Source organism: Bradyrhizobium sp. USDA 372, from assembly GCF_053629095.1.
The window spans coordinates 6822136-6841952 of sequence record NZ_JBRJHR010000001.1 but is presented as its reverse complement, the minus strand read 5'-3'; the positions used below and the strand labels follow the sequence as shown (position 1 = coordinate 6841952).

Annotated in this window: 14 protein-coding genes and 1 pseudogene; 5 read left to right on the top strand and 10 right to left on the bottom strand. The window is 65.3% G+C overall.

What is annotated here, in order from left to right; genetic code table 11:
* Nucleotides 1-47 precede the first annotated feature (47 nt).
* Nucleotides 48-1439, bottom strand: coding sequence for an aminobacteriohopanetriol synthase HpnO (gene hpnO / locus AB7M16_RS31950; RefSeq protein ID WP_453946396.1), 1392 nt, complete (start codon nt 1437-1439; stop codon nt 48-50).
* A gap of 141 nt (nt 1440-1580) precedes the next feature.
* Between hpnO and AB7M16_RS31945 the strand changes: the two genes are divergently transcribed.
* On the top strand, nt 1581-2234 hold the full coding sequence (locus AB7M16_RS31945) for a DUF2147 domain-containing protein (protein WP_172784131.1): 654 nt from the start codon (nt 1581-1583) through the stop codon (nt 2232-2234).
* Here AB7M16_RS31945 and hpnN read toward each other — a convergent pair.
* Nucleotides 2202-4792, bottom strand: a pseudogene (gene hpnN / locus AB7M16_RS31940) (hopanoid transporter HpnN). The gene AB7M16_RS31945 and the pseudogene hpnN sit on opposite strands and share 33 nt — an antisense overlap.
* 453 nt (nt 4793-5245) lie before the next feature.
* Between hpnN and ispH the strand changes: the two are divergent.
* Entirely contained in the window at nt 5246-6172 is a 927-nt protein-coding gene (gene ispH, locus AB7M16_RS31935) for a 4-hydroxy-3-methylbut-2-enyl diphosphate reductase (RefSeq protein ID WP_172784129.1), read from the top strand.
* 36 nt (nt 6173-6208) lie between these two features.
* Nucleotides 6209-7369 (top strand): adenosyl-hopene transferase HpnH, encoded by a 1161-nt coding sequence (gene hpnH, locus AB7M16_RS31930; protein WP_036006086.1) that lies wholly within the window; start codon nt 6209-6211, stop codon nt 7367-7369.
* 1034 nt (nt 7370-8403) lie between these two features.
* Here hpnH and AB7M16_RS31925 read toward each other — a convergent pair.
* The 6 genes from AB7M16_RS31925 to AB7M16_RS31900 all read right to left on the bottom strand — a co-directional run bounded on the left by AB7M16_RS31925 (nt 8404) and on the right by AB7M16_RS31900 (nt 14551).
* Nucleotides 8404-9153, bottom strand: a complete 750-nt coding sequence (locus AB7M16_RS31925) for a phosphorylase (protein WP_212259700.1) — start codon at nt 9151-9153, stop codon at nt 8404-8406.
* A complete protein-coding gene (gene shc, locus AB7M16_RS31920; protein WP_453946395.1) occupies nt 9150-11102 on the bottom strand; it encodes a squalene--hopene cyclase in 1953 nt (650 codons plus the stop codon). The genes AB7M16_RS31925 and shc overlap by 4 nt, the downstream gene beginning before the upstream one ends.
* Nucleotides 11103-11166: 64 nt before the next feature.
* Nucleotides 11167-12423 carry a hydroxysqualene dehydroxylase HpnE gene (gene hpnE, locus AB7M16_RS31915; protein WP_453946394.1) on the bottom strand — a complete coding sequence of 419 codons (1257 nt, stop codon included), beginning with the start codon at nt 12421-12423 and terminating at the stop codon, nt 11167-11169.
* Nucleotides 12423-13262, bottom strand: coding sequence for a presqualene diphosphate synthase HpnD (hpnD, locus tag AB7M16_RS31910; protein ID WP_212259707.1), 840 nt, complete (start codon nt 13260-13262; stop codon nt 12423-12425). Before hpnD ends, hpnE begins: the two co-directional genes overlap by 1 nt.
* The gene (gene hpnC, locus AB7M16_RS31905; RefSeq protein ID WP_172784124.1) at nt 13252-14136 is read right to left on the bottom strand and encodes a squalene synthase HpnC; all 885 of its coding nucleotides are present in this window, start codon (nt 14134-14136) and stop codon (nt 13252-13254) included. Before hpnC ends, hpnD begins: the two co-directional genes overlap by 11 nt.
* Nucleotides 14137-14317: 181 nt before the next feature.
* A complete protein-coding gene (locus AB7M16_RS31900; RefSeq protein WP_025035011.1) occupies nt 14318-14551 on the bottom strand; it encodes a hypothetical protein in 234 nt (77 codons plus the stop codon).
* A 455-nt stretch (nt 14552-15006) separates the two neighbouring features.
* Here AB7M16_RS31900 and AB7M16_RS31895 point away from each other — a divergent pair, with 455 nt between their 5' ends.
* Both AB7M16_RS31895 and AB7M16_RS31890 read left to right on the top strand, forming a co-directional pair.
* Complete coding sequence (locus tag AB7M16_RS31895; protein ID WP_172784123.1) at nt 15007-15504, top strand: hypothetical protein; 498 nt, start codon at nt 15007-15009, stop codon at nt 15502-15504.
* A gap of 92 nt (nt 15505-15596) precedes the next feature.
* Nucleotides 15597-16427 (top strand): hypothetical protein, encoded by an 831-nt coding sequence (locus AB7M16_RS31890; protein WP_453946391.1) that lies wholly within the window; start codon nt 15597-15599, stop codon nt 16425-16427.
* 28 nt (nt 16428-16455) lie between these two features.
* Here AB7M16_RS31890 and AB7M16_RS31885 read toward each other — a convergent pair whose 3' ends face one another.
* Together AB7M16_RS31885 and eutC are read right to left on the bottom strand one after the other, a co-directional pair.
* Complete coding sequence (locus AB7M16_RS31885) at nt 16456-18822, bottom strand: efflux RND transporter permease subunit (protein ID WP_453946389.1); 2367 nt, start codon at nt 18820-18822, stop codon at nt 16456-16458.
* Between the two features lie 208 nt (nt 18823-19030).
* Complete coding sequence (gene eutC / locus AB7M16_RS31880) at nt 19031-19816, bottom strand: ethanolamine ammonia-lyase subunit EutC (protein WP_453946388.1); 786 nt, start codon at nt 19814-19816, stop codon at nt 19031-19033.
* Nucleotide 19817 lies beyond the last annotated feature (1 nt).

Genomic DNA, 19817 nt, shown 5'->3' with positions numbered 1-19817 from the left:
GCTTCGCTTCGCTCGCAAAGACGAATGCCGAGATGGCTCGGCCAAAATCAGGCCGACCTTCGCACCGCGTTGTCCACCAGCGTCTTGCCGAGCGACCAGATCGCGCCGGGGACCTTGTGGCTGCCGGCGATGACGTCGTCGAAGGCGCGCTCGATCCAGGTGCAGTCTTCCTCGGTGATGGTGAGCGGCGGCAGCAGCTTGATGGTGTGGCTGCCGTGGCCGGCGACTTGCGTCAGGATCTTGTGATCCTTGAACAGCGGCACGGTGATGAGCTGGCAGAACAGGCCCTTGTTGGCGGTCTCCAGCACGTTCCAGGAGGCCCGCAGGCGCAGCGATTTCGGCGGGCCGAACTCGATGCCGATCATCAGGCCCTTGCCGCGGACTTCCTTGAGCAGCTCGTAGCCCGGCACCATGCGCGTCAGCGCGAGGCGCAGCTCGGCGCCGCGCTTGGCGGCCGCATCGATCAGCTTCTCCGATTCCATGACGTCGAGCGTGGCGATGCCCGCGGCCATCGCGAGGTCGTTCTTGGAGAAGGTGGAGCCGTGCACCACCGCGCGGTCCATCTGGTTGAAGATCTTGTCGAAGATGCTCTTGCGCGTCAGCACGGCGCCGACCGGCACGTGGCCGCCCGACAGCGACTTCGACAGCAGCACCATGTCGGGCTCGACGTTCCAGTGCTCGACCGCGAGGAAGCGGCCGGTACGGCCCATGCCGGTCTGGATCTCGTCGGCGACGAACAGCGTGCCGTATTTCCTGCAGAGCGCGGCCGCCCCGGGCAGGAACTCGTCGGTGGGCATGTTGACGCCCTTGCCCTGGATCGGCTCGACGACGAAGGCGGCGACCTCGCGCGAGGCCAGCGCCTTTTCCAGCGCGGCCAGGTCGTTGAACGGGATCGGGGTGCAGCCCGGCAGCAGCGGCTCGAAGCCGGTGCGGAAATTGGCGTCGCCGGTCAGCGACAGCGCGCCGTACGTCAACCCGTGATAGCCGTGCGCGCAATAGACGATGCCGGGACGCCCCGTCGCGCCGCGCGCGAACTTGATCGCAGCCTCGACGCATTCCGCGCCGGAATTGGCGAAGAACGCCTTGTCGAGATAGGGAACGTATTTCAGGAGGCGCTCGGCCAGCACACCGGCGAGCGTCGAAACGTCGAATTGGACGAGGTTGGGCAGGTCGGCATCGAGCACGCTCTTGAGCGCCTCGCGCATGACGGGATGATTGCGCCCGATCGCAAACACGCCAAAGCCGGACAACAGGTCGAGATAGCGCGCGCCGTCGCGGTCGTAGAGGTACTGCCCCTGCCCCTTCTGGAAGCCGACATCGTAGCCGATGGTCTTGAGCACCCGAACGAACTGCTCGTTCAGATACCGGTTATGCAGGGTGCTGCGCTGGGCCTGACGGTCCGCGAATAGCTGAGACATGTCTGGATTTGGGCTGTGCATCCGCTACATACTTCGGTTGAGGGCCGTCTCGTCAACTGAAAACGGACCGTTACTGAAAACGGTCTGTGCGGCCTTTTGCCCTTTTTCGGACCATCTTCGCAAGCACAGCTTTAGACCATGTTGCACTGCCAAGGAACACACATGCGTTTGGCCCTTTACACCGGACTAATACTGGCTGGCGGTTACGCCGGCCTGACGCCCGCGCTCGGCGCGGATCCGACCGGCGACTGGCGGGTCGCCGACGGCGTTGCCAACATTCGCGTCGCCCAATGCTACGGCAGCATGTGGGGCGCGGTTTCCTGGGAAAAGCAGCCCGGCGGGCGCGACGAGAACAATCCGGATGCCTCGAAAAAGAACAGGCCGACGCTCGGCATGGCAACCCTGATCGACATGAAGAAGAAGCCCGGCGTCGATCAGTGGGAAGGGCAGGTCTACAACGCCAAGGACGGTCAGCTCTACAGCGCGACGATCACGCCGGCCGGCCCCGACCAGCTCGAGATCAAGGGCTGCGTCATGGGCTTCCTCTGCGGCGGCGAAACCTGGACCCGGGTCGGCCCGCCGATCCCTTCCAGCCCTGCCAACGCCATGGCCAAGGGCGCGGCGAAATCCAGCGGCACTGCGCCGAAGCCGCAAGCGGGGCAAGGGGCCCAGGCAGCCCAAGCCACGGGCGGCACCACCACGCCTGCGCCCGCAGCTCCCAAGGCCGCCGGCGCAGCCAAGCCCGGTCAGAAGGGCACCGCCGACCCCGTCGGCGACATCTGCCTACTCCCTGAGATTGCGGGGTTTGCCCATTAGGGCCGGCTGGAACAGCAGCACGGCGGCGAGCGTCGTCACCAGCGAGAGGGCCAGCAGCTTGCCCATGCTGGACGTGCCGGGATGGCTCGACAGCCACAGGCTGCCGAACGCGGTCGCCGTCGTCAGCGCACTGAAAAAGATCGCGCGCGTCAGGCTGGTCTGGAGCAGGTTCGTCCTGCCCGAGCGCCAGGCCACGACATAATAGATCTTGAAGGCGACGCCGACGCCGAGCAGCAGCGGAAACGCGACGATGTTGGCGAAGTTCAGCGGCAGGCCGATCAACACGCAGATCTCGAGCGTCACCGCACCGGCAACCAGAAGCGGCACCAGCGTCATCAGCACGTCGACGAAGCGGCGGAGCGTGATCCACAGCAGGAGCCCGATCACCAGCAGCGCATAGATGCCGGCGTGGATGAACGCCTTCACCACGGTGTCGCCGGATTTCAGGATCGAGACCGGCCCGCCGATCGCAGTCGGCTCGGCCTGGAGCACCGCCGCTGCGAATTTGCGCAGCGTATCGTTGTCGTTGGGATCACCCTTGGGCAGCGCCTCGACGCGGATGACACCGTCCTTGCTCTTCCAGGCGCTGACGAGATCGGGCGGCAGCGAGCTTAGGGTGACGGGACCTGCCTGCATCGCGTTCCTGAGCTGGTCGAACACGATCTTCAATGGCGCGACGAACACGTCCTGCGCCTTGTTGCGCGTTGCCTCGTCGCCATTGGCGAGCTTTTCGAGCGCGTTGGCAAGACGGCGCGAGGCGACAGCGCCCGGGCCCTTCGCGTCGCCCGCCGTCCGGCGCAGATTGTCGACCGAGGATTTCAGCGCTTCGACATTCTCCTGGTCCGTCGGCGCGGCGTCGATCTGATCGGGGTTGAGCGCGGGATTCAGCACTTTGGCGCGCCCTGCGCGAGCAGCTTCAGCTTCGGCGGCTGGTCCTGCGGCACGAAGCTGTCGAGCGACATCACCCTGAGCACCTCGGGCACCTTCTCCAGCTTCGCCTCGACCTGGCTCGCCTGCTCTTCCGACGTCGTCATCACGTTGACGGCATTGGCGCCGGTGTTCGGATCCTTGCGCAAATCGAGGAAGGTGGCGATCGACTCGGCGTGCGGATTGCGCAGGTTCATCGGGTTGAAGTCGAACTTCATGAAGTAGAGCAGCGGCAGGCCGCCGAGCGCGAGCAGCAGCGTGCCGCCGACGATCAGCACCCGATGCTTCTCCAGGAAATGGTCGAGCGGCGCGAGGAAGGCGTAGCCGACTGGCTCCGGCTCGCCCGGCGGGTTCAGCAGCTTCAGCATGGCTGGCAGAACGGTAATCGACGAGATGAACGCCACCAGCATGCCGACGCCGGCGATCTGGCCGAGCTCGGCGATGCCCTTGTAGTCGGTCGGCATGAAGCAGAGGAAACCGGCAGCCGTCGCCATCGCCGCCAGCGACAGCGGCACCGCCGAGCGCTTGGCCGCCAGCACCAGCGCACCGGCGAGATCGTCGTGCTTGTAGCGCTCCGAGCGGTAGCGGACGCTGTACTGGATGCCGAAATCGACCCCCAAGCCGACGAACAGCACCGCGAAGGCGATCGACAGCAGATTGAACGATCCGACCATCATCAGGCCGGCCGCGGTCGTGATCGCAAGGCCGACGAACAGATTGACGAACACCGCGAAGATGATCTTCGACGAATGCAGCGCCAGCCACAGGATGACCAGCACGACGAGAATCGTGCCGACGCCGTTGACGACCGCGCCCTCCTGAACGGTGGCGTATTCCTCGTTGGCGATCGGCACGGGGCCGGTCAGCCGCACCCGCGCCTGGTATTTGCCAGTGAAATCCAGATCCGCAGCGGCCTTGCGGATCGCGTCGGTGGCATCCTTGCCCGGCTCCAGCGCGTTGTAGTCGAGAATCGGCTTGAACTCGATGAAGGTACGCTTGTCCGAATCCTTGAGCGGCTCGTCGCTGACGAGCTCGCGCCAGGAGAAGCTGGCATTGCCCTTGTTGAGCACGGTCTCGACCGTCTGCGCGATCAGGTTGAAGGGCCGCTCGGTGTTGTCGAGCTTGACCTGGCCGCGCTTGACGCCGGCAAGGCCCGTCTCCAGCGCCCCGGTGAGGCCGCGGATCGAGGGGTCGCCGGCCATGATCTCGATCAGGGGCGCTGCGGATTCGAACTGGCCGGTGATCTTGCCGACCTCCTCGGTCGGCAGGAACAACAGGCCGTTCTTCTCGAAGAATTCGCCGCTGCCGAGCTGCTGCATGGACTGGAAGTTGGTCTTGTCGTCCTTCAGCTTGGCGTAGAGCGCATCGGCCGCCGCGCTCGCCATTTCCGGGGTCTTGGCCTCGACCACCGCCGTGATCGTCGCATCGCGGTCGAAGGCGCGATCGAATTGCTGATCACGCTGGCGCCAGTCCAGATTCTGGGCAATCAGCGAGTTGATGTCGGTGTTGATGGCGAAGTGGCGCGCAGCGTAATAGCCCGCCCCCACCGACAGCAGGAGCCCGAGAACGACGACGAGGGAGGCAAACCGGGTGCAGGCCCTGACGATGGCAACGACGACGCTTTGCAGCACTTCTTTTCTTTCTGCGGTTAACAGCTTGCCGGAAACGCCCGCTGTTTATCGGAGTTCCCGGGCGAAACCTATTGCTGTTTTGGGTGGTTCTCGCCGCCAGAAGGTTCGAGGGTAAACGGCGGGAGACCGTGGCAAAATCATGCGGGCCGCCGGTATAGCCGGGGAGTTGAGGCGGGAAAGTGACGAAGGACTACGCAGGAATGTCGCGCAAGCGAGCACATCGCATACCCTACCAAAATACCTCAGAAGCCTCCGCCCGCGGTTCCAGCTTTCCATTCTGCCGATTTTTTGACACAAAGTACTGCGCCTCCATGCGGCGGAGCCCCCACAGGGGTGGGTAGTTACCGCAGGCGCGAACCAATGGTGCGGATATTGCAACTCATTGGTCAGTATCGGAGTGCCGCTTGGGGACTTACGAGAGCGGATGGGTGCAACTTGCGTGATGGGCGTCCCATGGAACTTTATCTGGCGCAACCGCGCGGCTTCTGCGCGGGCGTGGTGCGTGCAATCGAGATCGTGGAACGGGCGCTGGAGAAGTACGGCCCGCCCGTCTACGTGCGCCATGAGATCGTGCACAACAAATACGTCGTCGAGAGCCTGAAGAACAAAGGCGCCATCTTCGTCGAGGAACTCTCCGAGGTGCCACCGAAGGCGGTGACCGTGTTCAGCGCCCATGGCGTCGCCCGCAGCGTCGAGGAAGAGGCCGCCGCACGCGACCTTCCGGTGCTCAATGCCACCTGCCCGCTGGTCACGAAAGTTCACAATCAGGGGAAGCGCTACATCGGCAAGGGCCGCACCCTGATCCTGATCGGCCATGCCGGCCACCCCGAGGTCGAGGGCACGATGGGCCAGGTCCCGGGGCCGGTGCAGCTTGTTCAAAGCGTTGAAGAGGTTAAGGCACTGACCCTGCCGGCAGATACGCCAGTGGCCTACATCACCCAGACCACCCTGTCGGTCGACGACACCAAGGACATCATCGCGGCCCTTCAAGCCCGCTTTACAGACATTCAAGGTCCGGATATCCGGGATATCTGCTATGCGACACAGAACCGCCAATCTGCGGTAAGGGACTTGAGCAAGCTGGTCGACGTGATCTTGGTGGTGGGCGCTGCCAACAGCTCGAACTCGAACCGGCTCCGCGAAATCGGCACTGAGGCCGGCGTCGCGAGTTATTTGATTGCCGACGGCAGCGAGCTCAATCCGGAGTGGTTGAAGGATGCCAGGACCGTCGGCGTCACGGCCGGCGCTTCGGCGCCCGAGGTACTCGTGGATGACGTGATTGAAGCGATGCGGCGGATCGGACCGGTGAAGGTCTCGGTGTTGCCGGGCCGCGAGGAAAACATCGAATTCCGGCTTCCGGCCCAACTGGCCGCGAGCTGACCCACCCGAATTGAAAAGCCCAGAAAGAAACCTGTAATGGCTATCCCGTTCTTCAAGGAAATGCGTATCGGCGGCTATTTGCTCAAGCAGAAACTGCTTGGCCGCAAGCGCTATCCGCTCGTGCTGATGCTGGAGCCGCTGTTCCGCTGCAACCTCGCCTGCGTCGGCTGCGGCAAGATCGATTATCCCGATGCGATCCTCAACCGCCGCATGACCGCGCAGGAGTGCTGGGACGCGGCCGATGAATGCGGCGCGCCGATGGTCGCCATTCCCGGCGGCGAGCCGCTGATCCACAAGGAGATCGGCGAGATCGTGCGCGGCCTCGTGGCGCGCAAGAAGTTCGTCTCGCTCTGCACCAACGCGCTGCTGCTGGAGAAGAAGCTCGATCTGTTCGAGCCCTCGCCCTATCTGTTCTTCTCGGTGCATCTCGACGGCCTGCGTGACCACCACGACAAGGCGGTCTCGCAGAAGGGCGTGTTCGACCGCGCGGTGTCGGCGATCAAGGCGGCCAAGGCGCGCGGCTTCACCGTCAACGTCAACGCCACCATCTTCGACGGCCATCCGGCCGAGGAGATCGCCAAATTCCTCGACCTCACCACCGAGCTCGGTGTCGGCGTCTCGATGTCCCCGGGCTACGCCTATGAGCGCGCCCCGGACCAGGAGCACTTCCTCAACCGCACCAAGACCAAGAAGCTGTTCCGCGACGTCTTTGCGATGGGCAAGGGCAAGAAGTGGAATTTCATGCATTCCGGCCTGTTCCTGGACTTCCTCGCCGGCAACCAGGAATACGAGTGCACGCCATGGGGCATGCCCGCGCGCAACATCTTCGGCTGGCAGAAGCCCTGCTATTTGCTCGGTGAAGGCTACGCGAAGACCTTCAAGGAGCTGATGGAGACCACCGACTGGGATTCCTACGGCACCGGCAAGTACGAGAAGTGTGCCGACTGCATGGCCCATTGCGGCTACGAGCCGACGGCCGCGACCGCAGCGCTCAACAACCCGCTGAAGGCGATGTGGGTGGCGCTGCGCGGCGTGCGGACCAGTGGCCCGATGGCGCCGGAGATCGACCTCTCCAAGCAGCGCCCGGCGCAGTACATCTTCTCCGAGCAAGTCCAGAAGAAGTTGTCGGAGATCCGCAAGGACGAAGCCGCCGCCGCGCAGGCGAAGGCCGCGCAGAAGGCTTCGACGGCGGCGTAAAACGCACACGAGCTGGCACGAACGAACGAAGCCCGGTCGCGACCGCGACCGGGCTTTTTTCTTTTGCGCAGGATCCGTGCAGCGTGGGAGCACGCCATCAGTCCCAGCGTCATTGCGAGCGAAGCGAAGCAATCCAGAATCTTTCCGCGGAGACAGTCTGGATTGCTTTGCTGCGCTCGCAATGACGGAGAGTGCGGCAGCAGCTTACTCCTGCCATTCGGGCTGTCCATCGCAGACACACCTTCGCATTCCCGCGGTGCGTTCGCCCGGGCTATGCGTCTCGTTCGCGCCCCTTTGAAGACCAGAGGGCGCAGGGAAGGCCGGGCGCCGGCGGCACCCGCGGTCCGCATGCATCAGAAAACGCACACGGGGTGGATCACAGGTGCTGCCGGTCGGCCGGCCTTCCCTGCGCGGTTGTTTTAACGGTGTCCTTCGTGCTCTCCTCGGGGAGCGTTGCACTATTGCCCCCGTCGTCGTCGCGGCTGATCGATGTGCACACCCGGTCGGGCCGCCGCATCACCGCAAGACTTGACGCCAGAACCCCGGGCGTCGGGACCACACGACTTCTCCGTCCGCGGACGGCCCTTCAGGAAGCATCGGGGGCTCGCGTGTGCTCGCCCCAGAGATCCAGCCTGGCCGCTTTGACGGCGCCGTGTCGTACGCGTCGCGCATGACTCACGGATGCCCGCCCTGTCATCGCCTTTCGCGCCGGCGCTGCCGCGTCCACCGCACCCCGACCCGCATCTCGTGACGATCGCGAAGCGCCCCTCTGGCAGGACCGGGATGAGCGTCCTATGCCACAAATCCGAAATTCGGGAAAGTGGAATATTTTTGCAGGAAGGGATTGACGAGGTCCGCGCTGTTTTGCCCGACGGGCATTTTGACCAGCCGCGTTGAGCTCCTGCGAGCCTATCGCTGTCGTTGCGTGCTGAGTGGAAGGACGCCACTCGCCCGTGACGGGGATCGGGCAGCTCAAAACAAAAGGCCCGGTCAGACGACCGGGCTGTTTTGTCTTGCCAACTCGAAGAACCCGCTCACGCCGCCTTCGACACCAACTCCTCGCTCTCGATCAGCTCCGTCCCGATCAGATAATCGCGGCAGCCACGCAGTGACCGCAGCGCGCGGTTGAAGTCGATGCCGGTCGAGACCAGGGCATGCAGCGTCGCCGGATTGCGCACGATGCCGCGCAGCACGGCGGCGAGGTCGATCTGGCCGTTCGGCTTGATCGCGGCGCGGGCGAGCGCCGGCAGCGCGCGGTGGGCGGGGTCGCTGATGACGCGGACCGCGGCGAAAGGCAGCCCGGCCTCGGCGGCGTAGGCGGCGGCGATGTGGCTTTCCATGTCGACGGCGGCGGCCCCGGTCTCGGAGTGCAGCGCTGCCTTGCAGGACCGCTTCGTGACCACTTCCTCGGCCCCGGCGAGGCTGCCGCGCACGACGCGGCGACGGCCGGAGGTCAGGCGCTCGATCAGGTCGTCACCGAGCGACAAGCCGGCAGCCCAGCGGGCGTCGCCGGAGAGCACTTCTGTCGCCAGCACGACGTCGCCGGAGCGCAAGCTCGGATCGAGCCCGCCGGCCACACCGAACGAGATCACGCCGCGAATCGTCTCTGGGTCCACCACCGTCAGAAGCGCCCGCAACTGGGTCGGGCTGCTGGATGAACAAATGACCGCCATGCCAGGCCCGGCCGCAATGCGGGCCTCCTGCACCAGTCCAGTCACGATCAGTATCGGCCGCGGGTCGATGGCATTACCCGCGGTAACAAAGTCCCCCGTCCCCAAAGTCACATTCCGACCCCTACCACCCTGCTGTTGGTGTTCCGCAAGTTCCGATACCGCGCCAATGCCCACAGCGGAAAGAACTTTGGGTAACCATGATAACGTAGATAGAACACGCGGGGGAAGCCTGTGGCGGTGTACCGCTGCTCTTCCCACAGTCCTTTTTCGTTCTGTGTTGCAATCAGGTACTCCACCCCGCGGGCGACGGCCGGGTGATCAACCTCGCCTGCCGCCATCAGGGCAAGCAAGGCCCATGCCGTTTGCGAGGCGGTCGAGGGGGCGGCCTCCCAGCCCTTGTAGTCGAGCCGGTAGCTTACGGCGTCCTCGCCCCAGCCGCCGTCGTCGTTCTGGATCGAGGCCAGCCAGTCGGCGGCCTTGCGGATCATGGGGTCCTTGTGGTCGACGCCGGCCATGTTGAGGGCGCACAGCACCGACCAGGTTCCATAGATGAAGTTCATGCCCCAGCGGCCGTACCAGGACCCCTCCGGGTGCTGGGTCTTCCGCAAGTACGCGACGCCGGCGGCGACGTGCTTGCTGGTCTTCTCGGTCTCGCCGAGTTGGGCCAGCATCGAGATGCAGCGCGCGGTCACGTCCTCGGTCGGCGGATCAAGCAGCGCGCCATGGTCCGAGAACGGGATGTTGTTCAGGTAATATTCGAGGTTGTTGACGTCGAAGGCGGCCCAGCCGCCGTCGTCGCTCTGCATGCCCTCGATCCACTCCCGGCCGCGGGCGATCGCGTCGTCATAGCCGGCCGCACCGTGCTCCCGGCGCATGCGGTCCATCGACATCACGACCACGGCCGTGTCGTCGAGATCGGGGTAATGGGCATTGTTGTACTGGAAGGCCCAGCCGCCCGGGCGGACGTCGGGCCGCTTCACCGCCCAGTCGCCCTTCACCGCGAGCTCCTGCCTCGGGATCAGCCAGTCGAGGCCTTGCTTGGCCGCCGGCACCGCCTTGTCGCCGCCGGCTTCCAGCAGCGCATGCGCGGTCAGCGTCGTGTCCCACACCGGCGAGACGCAAGGCTGGCAATAGGCCTCGTCGCCCTTGATCACGAGCAGCTTGTCGATGCCCCGGCGCGTGATCGCGCGCGGCGGGAAGTTCTCGTCCTTGCCGAGCGCGTCGTACATCATGACGATGTTGGCCATGGGCGGATAGATCGCGCCCATGCCGTCCTCGCCGTTGAGCCGCTCCTCGGTGAAGGCGAGCGCGGCGTCGATCGCGCGCTTGCGCAGGCTCTTCGGAAACAGCGGCTCGATCACGCGCAGGATCGCATCCAGCGAGCGGAACAGCAGGAACCAGGCCATGCTCTGATGCGGCGCCTTGGCGGTCATGCCGATCGAGCGCGGGTCCTGCAGGAACAATTCGTCGATGCCGACGCCCTTCGGATTCCTCGCGCGCGGCTTCAGCGCGGCGATCACCATCAGCGGCACCATGGTGGTGCGCGCCCAGTAGGAGATCTTGTTGAGGTGGAACGGCGACCAGAACGGCAGCAGCACGATCTCGATCGGCAGCACCGGCACCGCGCGCCAGGTCACGACGCCGAAGGTTGCGAGCAGGAAGCGGGTGAAGACGTTGCTGTTGATCGCGCCGCCGCGGGCGTGGATCGCCTCGCGCGCGCGCATCATGTGCGGCGCGTCGATGGAGTCGCCGATCATCTTCAGCGCGAAGTACGCCTTCACGCTGGCGCTCATGTCGAACTCGCCGTCATGCACCAGCGGCCAGCCGCCATGAGCGCCTTGAACGCGGCGTAGGTAGTTGCCGATCTTGGCCTCGAGCACGGTGTCGACCGGCTCGGCGAGATAGTGGCGCAGCAGGATGTACTCGGCCGGAATCGTGCAGTCGGCCTCGAGCTCGAACACCCAATGGCCGTCGGATTGCTGGAAGCCGAGGACGCCCTGGGTCGCCGACGCAATGCTCGATTCCAAAGCTTCGCGGCTGGTCGCGGTCACGGAATCCATGTCGCTCGATTGCTCCGATAGTCGATTGAAAGTTGACCGGGACATTTGCCCGTCAGGCCGCCTTTCAGGATCCTTTGGCGGCCAGAACCAGATCGGCGGCGCGGTCACCCGACCGGACCGATCCCTCGATGGTTGCTGGCAATCCCGTAGCAGTCCAGTCGCCGGCGAGGAACAGGTTTTTCAGCGCAGTGACCGGCCCCGGACGCAGGGCATTCTGGGCCGGCGTCGCCGCAAATGTGGCGCGGCGCTCGCGCACGATCTGCCAAGGAGGCAGCTCGCCGGAGACACCGCCCGCCTCGCAGACGTCGTTCCAGATCGCCTGCGCGAGTTCCTCGCGCGGCATGTCGACGAGCCGGTTGCCGTTGCTGATGGTCACCGAGAGCCGATTCGGGAACGCGAACAGCCATTCCACAATGCCGCCGATCACACCGAGGATCGGCGCCGAGCCGGGCGGCGGCTCAAAGCGGAAATGCGCGTTGACGATGGCGCGGAATTCAGTCGGCGTCTTCAGCCCCGGCAACAGGCCGGCGGCCGCGCGCGGCGGCACCGCCATCACGACGACATCGCCCGCGCCGAGCTGGATCAAATCCTCGCCGCCGAAATTCAGCGCGGTCACCTTGCCGTCCGTGCTGACGAACGAGCGCAGCTCATGGCCGAGCTGAACGGTGTGGCCACGTTCCTGCAGAAACGTCACGGCGGGCTCGATCAGCACGGCGCTGAGGCCATCGCGCGCGATCAGGGGACGACAGGCCTGCCCGCCCGCAAGCAGCGTTTCGCGCACGATCGCGCCGGCAAGCCCGGCCGAGCCTTCAGGCGGATCGACGTTGAGCGCGGCGAGCAGCAGCGGCTGCACCAGGCGCTGATAAAGGATGCCCTCGGTCGGAATCGACTTGCCGACCAGCGTCTCCTCCGACGCCCAGATCAGCGGCGCCAGCTTGAGATAATCGGAAAGGCCGGTGTCAGGCACGCGGCGGCCTTCGTCGAGCACCCAGGTCGGCCAGCGGCCGTCGCCGAGATCGATCTGCCAGCGCTGCCCGGTCTTGATGTCGACGAAGGGAAATTGCGCGCGCTCCGGGCCGACGAGGCCCGCCTCGGTGCCGATCGCGCGCGCATAGGCACGCGCATGGCTGTTGCCCGACAGCAGCAGATGATTGCCGTTGTCGATGGTGAGATTGGTCGCACCGTCGAAATAGGACCGGCAGCGGCCGCCGGCCTGGTGCGTCGCCTCGTGCACGGCGACCTTGAAGCCGGCATTGGCGAGCCGCACGGCGGCGGAGAGGCCGGAAATTCCAGCACCGATGATGTGAGCTGTGTTTTGCATCAGATGAAAGCGTAACGGAGCAGGATCAGGATCCGTGTGATCTTCGACACACGTACCGGCGCGCGTGGCGCGGAGAAGCCACGCGCGATCAGGAGGTCCAGAATGGAATGATAGTATTTCGACATGATCCGCGGCGCGCGCACGGCGCGGCGCCTGTTGCGGTTCATGATCTCGTCCGACTTCTCGAAATGCACCTTGGCGCGCTGCGCCAGCGGCAGGCAGACTTTCGGCAGCGCGCGCTCGGCGATCACGCGGTTCGGATCGTTGGAGGTGATGCCGGCATGCAGCAGCGCCTCGCGCGGCAAATAGAGCCGGCCGAGGCCGGCGTCCTCGTCGATGTCGCGCAGGATGTTGGTGAGCTGAAGCGCGCGGCCGAGATGGTGCGCGAGCAGAATGCCGTCTTCCTCGGGCATGCCGAACACCCGCACCGACAGCCGCCCCACGGCGCTGGCGACGCGGTCGCAATACAGATCCAGCGTCGTCATGTCGGGCGCGCGGATATCCTGCGGCACGTCCATCTCCATGCCGTCGACGATGGCGAGGAAATCCTCTCGCTTGAGCCCGAACGTCTTCACCGAGGCGACGTAGTCCTTCAGCCGCGGCGGGGGATGGCCCTGATAGAGCGCGTCGATGTCGTTGCGCCATTCCTGAAGTGCTGCGAGCCGCTCCTCGCGCGGGCCGTCGGAATCGGCGATGTCGTCGACCTGGCGGCAGAAGCTGTAGATCTGGAACATCGCGTCGCGCTGGTCACGCGGCAGGATGCGCATCGCGGCATAGAACGAGCTGCCGGATGCGGTCGAGCCGTAATTGGCGCCGGGCGTGGTCGCCTCAAGCGTCATGGGCAGTCCCCGGTCTGGAAATGGCCTTGCGGCCGACCGCACGGCGGCCGACTTCGCCGATCATCCCGGCGAGGCTGAAGGCGAGCAGCTCGAACTTGTTCAGATGCACGCGCTCGCGCAGGGGGTCGCGGACCTTGAGCAGGCGCACGATGCGGTCGGCATAGGCCTGGATGACGGAGACGTCGACGCCGAGACGGAAATCGCGGATTTCCGCAGCGAGCGACCTGCCCTCCTCGAGCAGCGCCTCGTTGCGCGCGGCGAGCGATTGCAGGCAGGCCAGCATCGCTGGCGGCGATTGCGCAAGGCCGAGCTGCTCGACCGAGGCGCCGTGTGCTGCCAGCGCATCGCGCGGCAGATAGACGCGGTTGAGCTCGCGGAAATCCTTGCCGCAATCCTGCAGGTGATTGTTGATCTGCAAGCCTGCGCAGAGCGCGTCCGAGGCGGCCCAGGTCGAGGTGCTCTCGCCATGAACGTCGAGCATGAAGCGGCCGACTGGCATCGCCGAGTAGCGGCAATAATGGATGACCTCGTCCCAGGTCTCGTAGCGCAGCTTGGTCACGTCCATGCGGAACGCGATCAGCACGTCGAGCGCGTGGCGCGGCGGCATGCCGCGCTCGGCCAGGGCGCGGCGCAGGCTGACGGCCTCAGGCTGGGTGTCGCCCTTGCCGAGCAGTTCCGCCTCGAGCAGGTCGAGAAAAGCGAGCTTCTGGTCGGCGGGCAGCGTGGCGTGGTCGGCGATGTCGTCGGCGGTGCGGACGAAATTGTAATAGGCCAGGATCAGGGCGCGATGACGCGGATGAATGATCCAGGACGCGACGGGAAAATTCTCGTCGCGGTCACCCTTGCCGGATCGCAATTCGCTCGCAGAGGTCATCGAGGGGCTGGTTTACAATCGGTTGGACAGGAAGGGCTTCTTCGCTCGCGCGGGCTCATGCCGGCGGCCCCCATATAGGGGAATACGGCCGCAAAACCAATCCTGTCCGTCGACGGCCGCCCCTTCGCGGATCGCGCCCGGAAAAAGCGGCCGAGGCCGCCTTGGGGGCCAATGGCCGAGTTTATTGATTGTGGTTCTTCAGGACCTGGTCGCAGGCCTGCGAGATCTTGGCCCGGTTCTCCTTGAGGCAGGCCAGGATCGTGAAATCGCCCTGGTCGATGACCGGACGGCAGAACTTCTGCACATCGCGGGTGCAGGCCTTCTGCTCGGCGTCCGTGCCTCGCCCTTGCTGGGCGAACGCCGCTGTCGAAAGGGAGGCCGACAGCAGGGTGAGAGCGACGAGAAGATTACGCATTGTATTCCTTCATTCTGGCGGCAGAATCGCACCGATCCCGGACTGCACAGGGCGGATGACCGGAACGGATTGTTCTGATGGCAAGTCGCCGCTTGTAGCGGCCTCAGAGAAGGCACAAGCACTGGCAAATGCGGCCAAATTGGCGCCGCACCCGCCGAACAGGTCTTCCCCGCATTTTCAATCGCAGATGTAAGGGCTTGATACTACATCATAATTCGGAAGCGTTGCGTTTTAATGCAGACCTGTTGCCGCGCTGCATCTCTTCGCCCGCCCTTGGTCGCCGCAAACATGCCGAAACACGGCAAATCGCGGCCCTAGAGCACGGCGGGGCTGCGTGAACCGCCGTCTCTGGCCGCCGGGCGTTGAACCTGCGACTTGCTCGGAGCACTAAACTTTCGATGTGGCGAGACGTTCTCAATGGTGAGCGAACGTCGTTCCAAAACGGGATATTTGCGATGAAATTCTTTGGGCGATCTGGACTGGCAATCACGGCGGCCGGCATCGGGGCGGCGCTGCTCTTTTCGGTTACGGCAAGCCATGCTCAGTCGTCCGGACCGTTCGCCGGTTTCGACGGCGCATGGAGCGGCACCGGCACGGTGTCGTTGTCCGACGGCTCCACCGAGCGCATCCGCTGCAAGGCGGATTACAAGGTCGCCGGCAGCGGCCTCAGTCTGAAGCAGGCGCTGCACTGCGCCTCCGACAGCTACAAGTTCGACCTCACCAGCGACGTGACGAGCCAGGGCGACCGCATCTCCGGCAATTGGAGCGAGTCCAGCCGCAACATCTTCGGCAACCTCCAGGGCACCGCCGGTGGAGGCCAGATCGAGGTCTTCGTCGAGGCCAACGGCTTTGCCGCCAATCTGTCGCTGCGCACCAACGGCACCAAGCAGACCGTGCAGATCTCGTCCAAGGGCGAGATCCGCGGCGTCAACATCACCATGACGAAGGGCTGAAGGCTCTTCGCCCGCAACGAGGAACATGCCCCCGGTTCTCGCGAGCCGGGGGCTTTTTGCTGACACGAACTTGCGCGGCTGGATTTGCTGAGATGGACCCGATCCGCAGACATCTGTTGAAAGCCGCCGGGCTGTTCGTGGCCAGCCGCGCCTTCGCCGGTGAGCAGGGAGCGAACATGCAGCCTTCGTCCGTGAAGCCGCGTCACGTGCTCTGCTTCCTCGGCAGGAATGAAGGCCTGCTGCATCCGCCGAAGGCGGTGGCCAAAACGATTGCCGATTTCGGCTTCGAGATCGACCGCACCTATTCGCAAGGAAAGCCCGATCCGCGCATGGAGCGGTCGTTCGGCGTGTGCTGGGACCGCGTCTTCCCGAAGGCATGGTCCGCGTCCGACGAAGCGGCCGTGGCCAACCACAAATCGGTCCTCTACCTGCGGAGCCCGCCGATGGCTCAGCAGAAGACGGCCGCCTACTCGGCCGCCGCGCTGCAGATCGTGGACGAGATGTTCGACGCGGGCGCCGTTGCCGCAAAAGGCGAAAGCGCCGGCGTCGCCCACGGCCTCTCGCGGTGGCGAAGTCTCATGGATCAGGCGCGCAAGGGCTCCATCACCAGCCAGGGCCTGCGCATGACCCCCGCCGTCACCAAGGCCTGTCGTCTTGCCTTCGCCAAGCGCCCGCTCGCCGGCGACCGCTATTACGAGACCGTCGGCTATCACCTCGTCGGCCTGCCGGAGGTCTATGTCGCGAAATCGCGCGGCAACGAATGGTCCGCGGTGATGCTGATGGAAGAGATCGCCAACGCCATGGCCGAGCACGGCGTCGAGGCGACGTTGCGCGACCGCAAGCTGACGCTGTCGCGGGAGCAGGACTACGCCGAGGACGACTTCAAGTTCAACCCCTACGGAATCGTCCGCGTCGAGGCGTGAGCGCGAGGCGGCGTCTGCCGCCCCAGACTCAGATCGCCGGCTTGTCCGTGCCCTGCAGCTTGTCGTGCAGGTTGATCAGCCACATCGCGGTCGGCCTGAGGATGAAGAGGTCGGCGACGAGGGCCATGACCATCGAGAAGGCGCTGAGCCAGCCGAACAGCCGCAGCGACGGCAGGTCGGAGAACACGGTGACGACGAGGCCGCAGGCCAAGACCACCGTGGTCAGGATCAGCGCCGGTCCCACCAGTACGGTCGCCCGCTCCACCGCGAGCGCGGAGCCGACGCCCGGCTTGCTCTCCAGGCGGAGACGGTTGAGGAAGTGGATGGTGGCGGAGAGGCCAAGGCCGAACGAGACGGTGAGCGCGACGACGCTGGCGAATTGCAGTCCCTCGCCCATCGCCCACAGCACCGTGCCCGACATCACCACCGGGAAGATGCCCGGCAGGATGCAGGCGAACATCACGACCCAGGAGCGGAAGGCAAGGCCGATGAAGATCGCGACCAGCGCGAATTCGACGGTGAGGCCGCGGTTCAGCTTCTCGATCATGCTGGCCGAATTGCGCGCGGCAATGGCGGCGAGGCCCGTCACCGCGACCTCATAGCCCGGATGCTTCTTGCGGACGGCGTCCAGCTCGGAATCGAGCTTGTCGACGATCGGCAGGAGCTGGCTGGAATCCTTGTCCGGCACGCGGCCGGCGACCACGACGGCGTCCTGCTCGGCGTCGATGAAACGCCGCACCAGATGCTCGGGGATGACGCTGACATATTCCTTCAGCGTCGCGACGTCGGCACTGCCGGCCTTTTCCGCCAGCCAGCGACGCAGCGTCTCCAGCGACCAGACGTTGCCGACGCCCGCGGCCTTCTCGACCGTCGCGTGGACTTCAGCGATGGTCTGGAGCGTCTGCGGTGAATAGAGCGATTCACCCTTGGGGAACACGATCAGCACGTTGACCGGATTGGCGCCGGTGAGCTTGGCGTCGAGCCGGTCGCTGGCGGCGACCGCCTGGCGCTTGTCCGGCACCTGGTCGGCGAGCCGGTAGCGCGGCTCCAGATTGGCATAGATGACGCCGAGGCCGCCGACGAACAGCACCGCGATCAGGCTGAACAGGCCGGGCCGGCCGACCATGCGGACCGCGATCCAGTAGCAGAAATTGCGCAGCGCCTGGACGCCGGCATCGGCCCCCTGGAACTTGACCGCGAAGACCTTCTCGTTGCGCACGAACAGCACGCCGAAAACGGGCACCAGCGACAGCACCGCGACCAGCGCGATGATGGTGGCGGCAAGCCCAGCCTCGCCGAACTTGCGGATCAAATCGGAGTCGGAGAATTGCAGCGCGATGAAGGAGATGCCGGCGGTGCCGTGCGTCAGCACGCAGGCCGGCCCCACCACCAGCACAGCGTTCTTGAACGCGGTGAACTTGTCCTGGCCAGCGATCAGCCGGTCGCGCGCGGCGAAGGTCAGCTGCATCGAGTCCGAGAAGCTGATGACCATGATGAGCGGCGTCATCACGTTCAGGAACATGTTGAGGTTGAAATTGGCCCAGCCGAGCGCGCCGAGCGCCAGCAGAATCGCGATCATCGGCGGGAATGCCGCCGCGATCATGAACGAGATCTTGCGGAAGAAGATGATGGCGATGATGCAGCCGGCGAGAATGCCGAGGATGTTGTAGGTCAGCCCGTCGCGCTCGACCGCGTTGCGGATCTCGAGCTGCATCACCGGCACGCCGGAGAGCTGGACGTTGAGCCCGGTGTCGCCGAGATCTTCCTTCATCAGCGCGCGGATGTCGCCGACGGTCTTGGTCAGCTTGTTGGAGCCGACCACTTCGGGATCGAGCGACAGCACGATCAGCGCCAGCGTGCCGTCCTCCGACAGCAGCTTGCCGCGGATGATCTCGTTGTTCTTGACGGTCTCGATGAACTTGTCATAGGCCGCGCCCTCGGGCAGCTCGGCCGGGAACAGCGCCGCCGGCAGCTTGCCCGGGGCCGGCGCCTGGCGCGCCGAGAACAGCGAGACGAGGCCGCGCGTGCCTTCGACCAGTTGCAGGTCGGTGACGAAGTCGCGCAGCTTCTCCAGGTTGTTCCGCTCCAGCAGGGCCTTGCCCTCGACCACGACGAGGACGTCGAACTCCTCCGCCGGGAACTTCTTGGTCACCTCTTCATACTGGCGGAATTCCCGGCTGTCGGAGCGGAACAGCTGCGACAGCGAATCGTCGATCTTGATCCGGTAGATGCCGAACACCGCGCCGACAATCAGCGCGAGCAGGACGATGCAGGAGACGATCGGGGCCCGGACGGCGATCAGCCCGAGACGCTCCAGCCCGAAGGCGATGGAGGACGCAGGTCCCTGCTCGACCTTGTCGACATGAACCTCACTCTCGCTGTGCTTTTCGAGCATGCCTTGTCCAGTTCCTAAATCGGCTCGGCCTGTGAGCTTATTGCGCCCCGCGAACGGCTTGAAAACGCCATACCAATGGGAGGCTTGCCCCTTGAAAATGCGCGGAAAATCGCCGCGAGGGGGTTTAGCAGGTCAGTCACCCCTCTCGCAAGCAGGCGAAGTGTGGGCAAATCGATCAAGATGCGGCGATTTCGGGCCCGGTCCCCGGTTATCCCGGCGAGAATGTGCCAATTTGGCGCGGCGCGCGATCTGCGCTCTCGTCCTTCAATGCGACGCCGGTGACCTCCCGGGCCAGCCCCTCGCGAACCAGCCAGGCGATCTTGAACGCCGCCTCGTCATGGCTCAACCCGGCGTGGTGGATGTTCGAGACGCAATTGCGCTCGGCATCGGTGCGGCCGGGCTGCGGCGCGAAGGTCAGATATGCGCCGAGGCTGTCGGGCGCGGACAGGCCGGGCCGCTCGCCGATCAGCATCAGAACCATGCGCGCGGCGAGAATGGCGCCGATCTCGTCGCCGAGCGCAACGCGCGCGCCCGAGGCGACGACGACATGGCCGACCGCGACAGCATCGCCCTCGGCAAGCAATTGTAACAGGCGCCCTACCACGATCGCCGCATGGCTGTGGACCGCCGCTGCGGACAGGCCGTCTCCGATCACGACAGCGAGCTGGCACGGCGCCGAGACGCTTCGTGCCAGACGCTGCGCCGAGTCGGGCTCGAGCTGTCGTCCCAGATCCGGCCGCCGCAGATAGTCGCTGCGATCGACCGCCCGGCTCCTCACCTCGGTCACCGCAAGACCGAGCGCGTCGAGATCGGCGATCAGACGCGGCGTATCGAAGGCCGCATGGACGGCATCGCGCGCACGGGCATGGTCCAGCGTGAAATCGAGCAGCGCCTTCGTCGGCAGGCTCGCGCCGCTGCGCCCGAGCGCGACGCGCGCCGGCGTGAACGCCCGCAGATCGAGGGTCGGACGGTGCGGCAGGGCCGGATCAGACATG